Genomic DNA, 13,451 nt, shown 5'->3' on the forward strand with positions numbered 1-13,451 from the left:
CAGGCGCCGACGGATCCACCGCCACCGCCGCAGCCAGCAACTCCGGCAACGTCGAAGCCGGCACCACCGGACCACCCGAACGGGACAAGATCTCGCGGCGTTCGCTCGGTTCGAGGAGTTCGAGGTCACCCAGCACCACGTCCGGGTCGGCGGCCACCGCGGCCAGCAACCGCCGGAACCGGGTGATCATCAGGGCCGCGGTGGCTTCGTCGAACAGTTCGGTGGCGTAGTTCAACACCAGTTCCATACCGCCCGAACCGTTTTCGAACAGCGAGAACTGGAGGTCGAAGCGCGCCACATCGTCGGCGATCTCCACCCCGGCAACGGTCAGCCCGGCCAGGTCCAGAACCGGTGCCTCCTGGTTCTGGAACGACAGCGCCACCTGGAACAGCGGGTTGCGGGCCTGCGAACGCTCCGGCGCCAGCAGATCCACCAGCCGCTCGAACGGCACATCGGCATTGCCGAACGCGTCCAGGTCCGCCCGGCGGGCCCGGTCCACCAGTGCGTTGAAGGTCTCGCCCGATCCGACCTCGGTCCGCAGCACCAGGGTGTTGACGAACATACCGACCAGATCGTCGAGGGCCTGTTCACCACGGCCCGCGATCGGCGTACCGATCGCGATATCGCCGCTACCGGACAGGCGCGCCAGCAAGGCCGCCAGTCCGGCGTGCAGGACCATGAACATCGACGCGCCACGAGTGCGCGCCAGCGCGTTCAGATCCCGCACCAGCTCGGTGTCGAGTTCCCCGCGAACCCGGGCGCCGCGCAGCGACGCCACCGCGGGGCGGGGCCGGTCGGTGGGCAGTACCAGTTCGTCGGGCAGATCCGCGAGCGTGTTCTGCCAGAACTCGGTCTGCCGGGCCAGCGCGGAATCCGAATCGTCCTCGGCACCGAGCACCTGCCGCTGCCACAGCGTGTAGTCGGCGTACTGCACCGACAGCGGTTCCCAGCCCGGCCGTTCACCCTGGGCCCGGGCCGCGTACGCGGTCATCACGTCACGCGCGAGCGGCGCCAGCGAGAATCCGTCACCGGAGATGTGGTGCACGACCACGACCAGCACGAACTCCGTGGGCGCGACGGCGAAGAGGCGGACCCGCAACGGCACGGCGGCGGCCACGTCGAACCCGGCTGCCGCGAACTCGGTGACAGCGGCCATCATCTCGTCCGCGGAGACCTGCTCCGGCTCCAGGGCCGGCACCGCCCGGTCGGCCGGCAGGATCAACTGCACCGGCCGGCCGCCCTGCTCCGGGTACCGGGTCCGCAGCGATTCGTGCCGGGCGATCACATCGCCCAGCGCCGCCCGCAACGCCGCCACATCGAGGTCACCGCTGAGGCGGATCGCCATCGGCAGGTTGTAGGCCGCCGACGAGGTGTCGTACTGGTTCAGGAACCACATCCGCGACTGCGCGTAGGACAGCGGCACCTGGTCGGGCCGCGGCCCGGCCACCAGTTCCGGCCGGGACCCGGCCCCGGACTCCTCCACCCGCAGGGCCAGCGCGGCCACGGTCGGTGCCTCGAACAGCGCGCGGACCGGCACCTGGGTACCGAGCGCGGCACCGATCCGGGCAGCGACCTGCATGCCGACCAGGGAGTTACCGCCCAGCTCGAAGAAGTCGTCGTCCGCGCCGACGCGCTCCACATCCAGCACATCGGCGAAGGTCGCCGCCACGATCTCCTCGATCGGGGTCGACGGCGCCCGGAACGCCCGGGCCGCGAAAACGGGTTCGGGCAGCGCGCGGCGATCGAGCTTGCCGCTGGCATTCAGCGGGAAGGCGTCGAGCACCACGAACGCGGCGGGCACCATGTACGACGGCAACCGGCCCGACAGGGCGGTGCGCAGCGCATCGCTGCCGACCACGGCACCGGCGGCCGGCACCACATAGCCGACCAGTTGATCACCGGTGCGCGCGTCACCACGCAGCACCACCACGGCCTGCGCGACCTCGTCGATCTCGGTCAATGCGGCTTCGATCTCGCCGAGTTCGATCCGCAGACCACGCAACTTCACCTGGAAATCGGTACGACCCAGATACTCCAGCTCACCCGACGCCGTCCAGCGCACCAGATCACCCGTGCGATACATCCGCTCGGCGATCTCGAACGGGTCGGCGACAAAACGATCCGCCGACAGATCCGGCCGCGCCACATACCCACGCGCCAACTGCGCACCCGCCAGATACAACTCACCCGCAACACCCACCGGCACCGGCCGCAACCGCGCATCCAGCACATACACACGCGTGTTGAACACCGGCGCACCGATCGGCACCGACACCGTATCCGCATCCGTGACCTCGTGATACGTCACATCGACCGCGGCCTCGGTCGGACCGTACAGATTGTGCACAGCCGTCCCGGTCAACTCCCGCAACCGCTGCGCCGGCTTCGGCGCCAACGCCTCACCCGAGGAGAACACCAACCGCAACGAACCACACCGGGTGGCGGCCGAATCGGCGGATGTGCCGGGCAGTGCGGCCACGAACACCGTGAGCATGGACGGCACGAAGTGCGCGACGGTCACGCCCTCGGTGTCGATGACCTCCGCCAGATACTCCGGATCCCGATGACCGTCCGGCTTCGCGACCACCAGACGAGCCCCGACCTGCAACGGCCAGAAGAACTCCCACACCGACACATCGAACGTCGACGGCGTCTTCTGCAACACCACGTCAGCGGCTTCCAGCCCGTACTCCGCCTGCATCCACACCAGACGGTTCACGATCGCGCCGTGCGAAACAGCCACACCCTTCGGACGACCCGTCGAACCCGACGTGAAGATCACATACGCCGTATTCGACGCCCGCAACGGCGCGACTCGATCAGCATCGGTCACCGGAGCATCGGCGTAACCCGACAGCTCCAGCTCGTCGACGACCACCACCGGACGATCCGCGGCGGTGAATTCGTCCGCCGAACTCGTCAGCACGCAGACCGGATCCGCGGTGGCGAGAATGTAGTCGATGCGCTCGGCCGGCTGCTCCGGATCCAGCGGCACATACGCACCACCGGCGGTGACCACCGCATACATCGCCACGACCAGATCCGCCGAGCGCCGCATCCCCAGCGCCACCGGAGCATCCGGCCCGACGCCCAGCGAGATCAGGTGCCGCGCCAGGCGGTTCACCCGACCGGCGAACTCGGCGTAGGACAGACCTGTCCCCTCGAACGTCACCGCGGGCGCATCCGGAGTGCGCGCGGCCCGGTCGGCGAACAGGCTTGCCAGGGTCGCGGCCGGATCGACGGCATGCTCCGGACCGTAACCGCCACGCAGCACCGCGGACGCCTCGAGCGCGTCCAACAGCGGCAGATCTCCCAGCGGCCGATCCGGGGTCTTGACCACGGCCTTGAGCAACCGGACGAAACGCTGGGCGAAGCGTTCGACCGTCTCGTGGTCGAACAGATCGGTCGCATAGACGAAGACGGCATCGATCCCCGCCGCCGCGGTCCGCTCGCTCAGATCCAGCTGCAGATCGAATTTCGCGGTCTCCAGTGGCATCTGGACCGCGCTGACCGACAAATCGGACAGCTCGGCATGCACCGGCGGTGTGTTCTGCAGCGCCAGCATCACCTGGAACAGCGGATGCCGGGCCTGCGACCGGACCGGGTTGAGGATCTCCACCAGACGTTCGAACGGCAGATCGGCATGCCCGAACGCGGCGATATCGGCCACGCGCACCGAACCCAGCAGCTCGGTGAATCCGGCTCCGGAATCGACCGGCGTCCGCAGCACCAGGGTGTTGACGAACATGCCGATCAGATCGTCGAGGGCACGTTCACCGCGGCCCGCGATCGGGGTGCCGATCGCGATATCGGTTTCCCCGGACAACCGCGACAGCAGTACCGCGAACGCCGCGTGCACGGCCATGAACAGGGTCGCGCCTTCGGTCCGCGCCAATTCGGTGAGTCCGGCATGGGTTTCGGCGTCGATCTCGAACCTATGGGTCGCGCCCCGGCCCGAGGCGAGCGCGGGCCGCGCCCGGTCCGCCGGGAGATCCAGCTGATCCGGCAGCCCGGCCAGCTCCTGCGACCAGTACGAGATCTGCTGGCCGATCACCGATTCGGGATCGTGCTCCGAACCCAGTACCTGCCGCTGCCACAGCGCGAAATCGGCGTACTGCACCTCCAGCGGCGCCCAACCGGGCGCATCGCCGGCGGTGCGTGCCATATATGCGGTCACCACGTCGCGGAGCAGCGGCGCCATCGAGAAACCGTCACCGGAGATGTGGTGGACGACGAAGCCGAGCACATGTTCGGACGCGGCCGTACGGAAGAGCCGGGCCCGGAACGGCACGGTCGAAGTGACGTCGAAGCCCGCCGTCACCAGTTCCGCGAGTCGTGCGGGCAGATCGGCCGCCGTGACCTCGACCGGCACCAACTCCGGTGCCACCTCGGCCACCGGCAGCACCTGCTGGAACGGAGTCCCGCCGACCTCCGGGTAGAAGGTCCGCAGCGATTCGTGCCGGGCCAGTACATCGGCTACGGCGGCGCGCAGCGCGGCCGTATCGAGGTCACCCGACAGCCGGACCGCGACCGGGATGTTGTCCACGAAGGAGTCCGGATCGAACCGGTTCAGGAACCACATCCGCTGCTGCGCCAGCGACAGCGGCACCCGCTCCACGAGCTCACCCGTCGCGAGTTGCTGGGTGGGACGTGGTTGCGGCACCAGCGCCGCCCGTCCACCGGCCTCGGACCGCAGTTCCGCACGCGCGGCCAGGGCGGCCACGGTGGGCGCTTCGAACAGGATGCGCACCGGGACGTCGACATCCAGTGCCCGGCCGAGTCGCGCCGCGACCTGGGTCGCGATCAGCGAGTTGCCACCGAGGGCGAAGAAGTCGTCGTCGGCGCCGATCCGCTCGGCACCGAGCACATCGGCGTAGACATCGGCCACGATCTCCTCGATCGGGGTCGACGGCGCTCGGAACTCCTGCGCCTCGAACCGGGGCTGTGGCAGGGCCTTGCGATCCAGCTTCCCGGACGGGTTCAACGGGAACTCGTCCAGTGCCATGGCGGTCGCCGGCACCATGTACGCCGGTAGGACCGCACGCACCGCGTCGAGCAATTCCGCGGATTCGATCCGCGTGCCCGCCGTGGGCACCACGTAGGCGATCAGTTGTTCGCCCAGCGGCGATACCGCGACTGTCACCACTGCCTGAGCGACCTGCGGCTGAGCCAGCAGTGCGGCTTCGATCTCGCCGAGTTCGATCCGCAGACCGCGCAACTTCACCTGGAAATCGGTACGACCCAGATACTCCAGCTCACCCGACGCCGTCCAGCGCACCAGATCACCCGTGCGATACATCCGCGCGGTGGCGTCGAACGGGTTCGCCACGAAGCGATCAGCCGACAGATCCGGCCGCGCCACATAACCGCGCGCCAACTGCGCACCCGCGAGATACAACTCACCCGCGACACCCACCGGCACCGGCCGCAACCGCGCGTCCAGTACGTACACCCGCGTGTTGAACACCGGCGCACCGATCGGCACCGTAACCGTGTCCGCATCGGTCACCTCGTGGAAGGTGACGTCGACCGCGGCCTCGGTCGGACCGTACAGATTGTGCACAGCCGTCCCGGTCAGCTCGCGCAGACGCTGCGCCGGCTTCGGCGCCAACGCCTCACCCGAGGAGAACACCAACCGCAACGAACCACACCGCGCCGCACTCGAATCGGCGGACACACCCGGCAGCGCGGCCACGAACACCGTGAGCATGGACGGCACGAAGTGCGCCACGGTCACGCCCTCGGTGTCGATCACCTCCGCCAGATACTCCGGATCCCGATGACCGTCCGGCTTGGCGACCACCAGACGAGCCCCGACCTGCAACGGCCAGAAGAACTCCCACACCGACACATCGAACGTCGACGGCGTCTTCTGCAACACCACGTCAGCGGCTTCCAGCCCGTACTCCGCCTGCATCCACACCAGACGGTTCACGATCGCGCCGTGCGAAACAGCCACACCCTTCGGACGACCCGTCGAACCCGACGTGAAGATCACATACGCCGTATTCGACGCCCGCAACGGCGCGACTCGATCAGCATCGGTCACCGGAGCATCGGCGTAACCCGACAGCTCCAGCTCGTCCACAGCCAGCACCGGCACACCTGTCCCCTCCGGGACGGCACCGGCATCGGATGTCGTGGTCAGCACACAGACCGGTCGCGCGGTCTCGAGCACATACGCGGTCCGCTCCGCCGGATGCTCGGGGTCCACCGGCACGTACGCACCACCGGCGGTGACGACCGCGTACATGGCCACCACCAGATCCACCGAACGGCGCAGTGCCAGCCCGACCAGCGACTCCGGGCCCACGCCCTCGGAGATCAGCAGCCGTGCGAGGCGGTTGACACGACCGGCGAACTCCGCATAGGTCAGCTCGGCGCCCTCGAACGACACTGCGACCCGATCCGGATACGCCTCGACCGCTCCGGCGAACTCGTCCAGCAGCAACCGCGCGTCGATCGCCCGGTCGGTCGCGTTCCAGCGCCGCAGCACCAGTTCGCGTTCGAACGAGTCGAGCAACTCGATATCACCGACCGCGCCGGACGGATCGGCGACGATCCCGTCCAGCGTCCGGATCAACCGGTCCGCGATCCGCCGCACCTCGGCCTCGGCGAACATGTCCTGCCGGTACCCGGCCCGGATCCGCAACGTGGTGCCGAGTGCGGCGACAAGGGTGAGCGGGTAGTGCGTGGCATCGACACCGTCGAGGCCGGCCACCGTCATCCCGTCGATATCGGCGGCAGCCGCCTGGATGCCCTCGGCATCCACCGGATACGACTCGAACACCAGCAGGGTGTCGAACAGCGTCGCCATCCCGGCCGCGGAATGGATATCGGACAGGCTCACATAGTGGTGGTCCAGCAGGTCGGCCTGCTCGACCTGGATCCGGGCCAGTAGCGTCCGCGCGGATTCGTTCTGGTCGAACCGCACCCGCACCGGGATCGTGTTGATGAACAATCCGACCATGGTCTCCACGCCGGGCAGCTCCGGCGGACGGCCGGAGACGGTGGCACCGAACACCACGTCGTCGCGACCGGTCAGGCGGCCCAGCAGTACCGCCCACGCCACCTGCAGCACCGTGTTCGCTGTGACACCGACCTCGGTGGCCAGCGCGGTCATCCGGGCGGTGGTCGCGGGGTCGAGCTCGAACTCGTACTCACCCGACAGCGCGGTGATCTCGTGGGCGGAGCCCGCGGCGTCGGGGCCGGCCAGCAGTGTCGGATCGTCGATCTCCGCCAGTGCCGTCCGCCAGGTCTCCAGCGAAACCCGGCGATCCTGCCGGCTCACCCAGGCCAGGAAGGCCCGATAGGAATGGACCATCGGCAGCGCACCGGTATCGGCACGGACCGCGTACAACGTGAGCAGATCCCGCATGAGCAACGGCATGGACCAGCCGTCGAGCAGAATGTGATGGTTCGACACCACGAACTGCCAAGTCTGCGGACCGGTCTTGATCAGGGTGAACCGGAGCAGCGGCGGCGCGGTGAGATCGAAGCGCCGCAACCGGTCCGCCTCGATGAGGTCGGTGGCCGTCCCGGTGTTGCTGCGGTCGTGCTCGGTCCAGTCGACCGGCACGTCCTGCAGGACAACCTGTACCGGGTTGCCCTCGTGATCGGTGACGAAAGCGGTGCGCAGGTTCTCGTACCGATCGAGCAGTGCCTGCGCCGCCGCCCGCAAGCGGTCGGCATCCACCCGGCCGGTCAGCGTCAGCACCACCTGCGCGGTGTAGACGTCGACCGACTCCGCGGCGAGTTGCGCGTGGAACCACATACCGGCCTGCATCGACGACAGCGACCACATATCGGTCACCATCATCGGGAAGCGCTGCTCGATCCCCTCGATATCGGCCTGTGACAGGGCGACCAGACCGAAATCGGACGAGGTGTGCCCGCCGGCGTCGACGGAATTCACGTGGCGGGCAACCGCTTCCAGCGCCTGCACCCAGAGTTCACCGAACTCGCGGACCTCATCGGCGGTCAGCAGCGTGGTGGGATACCCGATCCGCGTGGTCAGCTTGTCGCCGAGGACAGCGGCATTGATATCCAGCGGTGCCATCGCCGGCATATCCGTATCGAAGGCGCCGACGACAACCAGATCGTTCGTCTGGAACCAACCGAAATCACGCATTTCCGCGGCGATCTCGCCCCCGCCGAAGCGGCCCAGATAGTTGAAGCTGACCTGCCCCGGCAGTGTCACCGGCAGCTGATCGGCGGTCCCGCGGTTCATATAGCGCAGCAAGCCGTAACCGATACCCTTGTCCGGCACCGCGAGCAGCTGTTCCTTCACCGATTTGAGCATCGCGCCCAGGGCCGGGCCGCCGGCGAACGCGTCTTCGGCATCGGCGGCCGGCTCGAACCGCACCGGGAAGATGGTGGTGAACCAGCCGACCGTGCGGGACAGATCGGCCCCCGGTACGACCTCTTCCTCGCGACCGTGCCCTTCGAGCCGGATCAGTACCGGATCGCCGTCCGCCGCCGCGGGCGCCCGGCGGGCCCGCCACGCGGCGGTGGCCAGCACGAGTGCGGTGAGCAGGCCGTCGTTCACGCCACCGTGGAACAACTTCGGCACGGTGGTGAGCAATGCCTGGGTGACTTCGGGCGAGACCTCCACCGAATGGATATCGACCGCTGCGGCGGTATCGACCACCGGATCCATCGCACGGCCGGTCAGCAAGGGGTCGGCGGTCGCGGCCACGGTCTGCCAGTACTCGAGCTCCGCGACCCGCTCCGGGCTGTGCGCATGCTCCTCGAGCGCATGCGCCCAGGTCCGCATCGAGGTGCTCGGCGCCGACAGTTCCGGCTCCTGCCCGGCACTGTGCGCACCGGCCGACAGCAGGAAGTCGGGAGTCAGAATCCGCCACGACACCCCGTCGACCACCAGGTGATGCGCGACGACGACCAGGTACCCCGCCCGGTCGGCACTGTCCGGTTCGAGCCACGCGAACCGGACCACCACACCGGCGCCGGGATCGAGCCGGTCCAGCGTGGAATCGACAGCGGCCTGAACCGCTTCGAGGAGCTGCTGCTCGTCGGCAGTGGCATCGAACACCGTGTGATCGATCAGCGCGTCCACATCGACCGAACCGGGCTCGGCCGTTTCGACGACCCACTCCCCGTTCTCGGAGATCAGCCGCGCCCGCAACATATCGTGCCGGTCCAGCACGGGTCGCATCACCGCGGCGATGGTCGCCCGGGTGACGCCGACCGGCAGGCTCAATGTCGCCAGCTGGTGGTACCGGCCATAGGAACCGGGCCGTTCGACCATGAACCGGGCGATCGAGGTGAGCGGCGCACGACCGACCCCGCCACCGGGCAGTTCGGGCAGCGACAGCACACCTTCGGCTGCTTCCCCGACCTCGGCGACGGATGCCAGTCCGGCCACTGTGCGCTGTTCGAACACCTGGCGCGGAGTGAACACGACCCCGCGCGCTTTCGCCCGGGACACCAGCTGGATGGAGACGATGCTGTCGCCGCCGAGGGCGAAGAACGAATCGTCCACGCCCACCCGGTCCACCCCGAGCACCTCGGCGAACACCTCGGCGACGATCTGCTCCATCGGGTTACGCGGACCACGGAACGCCGCACCGGAGGCGAAAACGGGTTCCGGCAAGGCCTTCCGGTCCAGTTTCCCGTTGATGGTCAACGGAATGCGGTCCAGCGCGACCACCGCGGTGGGAACCATGTAGGCGGGCAACCGCACCGCGGTGCCGTCCCGTACCGCGTCCTGATCGAGCTCGGTACCGGGTTCGAGCACCACATAGGCCACGATCCGCTGATCGCCGGGGCGATCTTCCCGGACGATCACCGCGCCCTGTGCGATACCGGGCAGGGCGAGCACCGCGTCCTCGATCTCACCGAGCTCGATACGGAAACCACGGATCTTCACCTGGTCGTCCGACCGCCCCAGGTACTCGAGTTCACCGGAACGATTCCAGCGCGCGACGTCACCGGACCGGTACAGGCGCGCGCCGGGCGCACCGAACGGATCGGCCACGAATCGCGCCGCCGAGAGATCCGGCCGGCCCAGATACCCGCGCGAGAGCTGTCCACCGGATACGTACAGCTCACCCGGCACGCCGACCGGCACGGGCTGCAAACGGTCGTCCAGCACATAGGTCTTCAGCCCCGCCAGCGCGCGGCCGACGACACTGCCGGCCGCTTCAGCGACCACCGCGGCGTCCAGCGCGCGATAGGACACGTGCACGGTGGTCTCGGTGATGCCGTACATGTTCACCAGGAGCGGCGACGCCGTCTCCCGGCCATCGATCAGGCGGGTCCGGCCCGCCGTACCGTCCCCGTGCCGGGCGATCCAATCGGCGAGACGCCGCAGTTCCAGCGCCTCACCGCCGAAGATCACCGAGCGCAGCGCGAGCGGGGCGGCATCGGCGGGCGCGGTCCGATCGGCCTCGGCCAGCTGGTAGAACGCCGAGGGAGTCTGGTTCAGTACCGTCACCCGCTCGGCTCGCAGCAATTCCAGGAACTGCTCCGGCGAACGCGTCGTGTAGTAATCCACCACCACCGAAGTTCCGCCGAACAGCAGCGGACCCCACAGCTCCCACACCGAGAAATCGAACGCGTAGGAGTGGAACAGGGTCCACACATCGTCAGGTCCGAAACCGAACTCGCGATCGGTGTTGGCGAACAACCGCACCACATTGCGGTGCGCCACCGCCACGCCCTTCGGGCGGCCGGTCGAACCGGAGGTGTAGATGACATAGGCGGTGTTGTCCGGCCGCAACGGAGCGAGCCGGTCGGCGTCGGTGATCGGCGCGTCGCCGATATCGCCGCCGGAACCGTCCAGCACCACCTGCGGCAGGTCCGCCGGCAGATCTGCGGTCACCGAGGCATCCAGGATCACGGCCTCCGGACGGGCATCGGCGAGCACGTACGCGATCCGCTCGTTCGGCGAGTCGGGATCCACGGGCACGTATCCGGCGCCCGACTTGATCACCGCCAGCAGTGCCACCACCAGATCCAGCGATCGGGGCAACAAGACCGCCACCAGCGATTCCGGGCCGGCCCCCGCGGCGATCAACCGCCGCGCCAGGACATTCGCCCGCCGGTCCAACTCGGCATAGCTGAGCTGATCGGATTCGAACTTCACCGCGGTCCGCTGCCCGTGCACGCCGACGACCGCATCGAAGAGGCTCGCGAGCGTCGTCGATTCCGGCGCGTCGACCGGATCTCCGTCGACGGTGAACACCCCGGCGCCCGCATCGGCACCCGTACTCACCCAATGACGCAGCACATTCGAGCGCTCGGTATCACCGAGCACATCGATATCGCCGACGGGAAGCTGCGGATCGGCGGCGATCGCACCCAGAATCCGCACGAACCGATCGGCGAAGGTCGCGACGGTTTCCGCCTCGAACAGGTCCGTGGCGAAGGTCAGGTAGCCGCCCATACCGCGTCTATCGGGCAGGAGCGAGGGCCCTGCGTGGTCACGCTTCGCTACCGCCTCCGGGCCTGACTCGCGCATGCCGTCGGCGGCGTCGACCTCACCCATGGTGAGGTTCAGGTCGTACTGCGAGACCTCGATATCGGCATCGACAGCCGATACCGTCAACCCCGGCAGTTCCAGACTCGACTGCGCCATGTTCTGGAAGGTGAACCCGACCTGGAACAGGGGCTGGCGCGCCGTCGACCGTTCCGGGGCGAGTGCCTCCACCAGCCGCTCGAACGGCACATCCGCGTGCGCGAAGGCCTCGATATCCAGCTGTCGCTGCCGGGCCAGCAGATCCGCGAAGGTCGCCCCGGAATCCACCTGGGTCCGCAGCACCAGGGTGTTGACGAACATACCGATCACATCGTCGAGCGCCTGCTCGCCACGACCGGCGACCGGCGTACCGATCGTGATGTCGGTGGTGCCGGAGAGCCGCGAAAGCAGCAGCGCCCAAGCCGAATGCACCACCATGAACAGGGTTGTGCCGTGTTCCCGTGCCAACCGCAGCAGACCGGCGTGGATCTCGGCATCGACGCTGATCGCCACGCGACCACCGGCGAAGGACTGCTGCTCCGGGCGCGGATGATCCGCCGGCAGGTCCAGCTGATCCGGAATATCGGCCAGCGCCGACCGCCAGTAGGCGATCTGCTGGGCCGCCAGCGACTCCCGATCGTCCTCGTCGCCCAGCAACGCACGCTGCCAGATCGCGTAATCGGCGTACTGGACCGGCAACGGGGCCCACTCCGGGGCCGAGCCGGCCGCCCGCGCGATATACGCGGTCATCAGATCCCGGGTCAACGGCGCCACCGACAGTCCGTCACCGGCGATGTGGTGCACGACCGCGGCGAGTACGTATTCTGCGGCGGTGTCTGCCGCGGCGACATCGTCGATCCGGAGCAGGGTGATCCGCAGCGGCACCTGCTCGGCGACATCGAAAGTCACTGCCATCAGCTCGGATACAGTGGCCGCCACCGCGTCCGCGGCCACCGGCCGCACATCCAGTTCCGGCACCGCACCCGACACCGGCAGGATCACCTGCATCGGACCGGATTCGGTCTCCGGGTACACCGTCCGCAGCACCTCGTGCCGCGCAACCAGGTCGCCGACCGCCTGCCGCATGGCCGGAATGTCGAGCTGCCCGGTCAATCGGATGACCATCGGGATGTTGTAGGCCTTGGAATCGGAATCGAACCAGTTCAGGAACCACATCCGCTGCTGTGCCAGGGACAGCGGGATCCGCTCCACGACCTCGCCCGAAGGCAACACCCGGGTGGGCCGGGGTTGCGCCACCAGCGGCGGACGCCCGCCGGAACCGACCTGCTCTTCGAGCCGGGCGGCCAGGGTGCCGACAACCGATGCCTCGAACAGTTCCCGGACCGGCACGTGTGTATTCAGTGCCACGCCCAGTCGCGCCACGACCTGGGTCGCGATCAGCGAGTTCCCGCCGAGCGCGAAGAAATCGTCGTCGACGCCCACTTGTTCCACACCGAGGAGGTCGGCGAGGACGCCGGCCACGATCACCTCGACCGGTGTCGAGGGTGCCCGGAACTCGCGTGCCTCGAAGGCGGGCTCCGGCAATGCCTTACGGTCCAGTTTCCCGGCCGGGGTCAGCGGGACCTCGTCGAGCACCATGACCGACGCCGGCACCATGTACGACGGCAGCCGCTCCCCGACGAAGTCGCGCAATTCGGCTGCGTCGACGAGGTGATCCGGTGTCGCCACGACATACGAGACCAGGGACACCACACCGGCGGTATTCGTATGACCCGTCGTCACCGCGAAGTTCACGCTCTGGTGCGCGCTGAGCGCCGCGTCGATCTCGCCCAGCTCGATCCGGAAACCACGGACCTTCACCTGGAAATCGTTACGACCCACATACTCGACCACCGGATCACCGGCACCATCACGACGCCATCGCACGATGTCACCCGTGCGATACAACCGCGACCCCGGCGCACCGAACGGATCGGCAACAAAACGCTCAGCAGTCAAACCAGCCCGCGCG

At 68.2% G+C, this 13,451-nt stretch carries 1 protein-coding gene; it reads right to left on the reverse strand.

Annotated elements, in window-relative coordinates; translation table 11 throughout:
• Positions 1–13,451, reverse strand: a 13,451-nt coding sequence (locus ACWCPQ_RS34520) for an amino acid adenylation domain-containing protein (protein WP_449907224.1), incomplete at both ends; no start/stop codon positions are given.

Source organism: Nocardia sp. NPDC001965 (assembly GCF_053594175.1).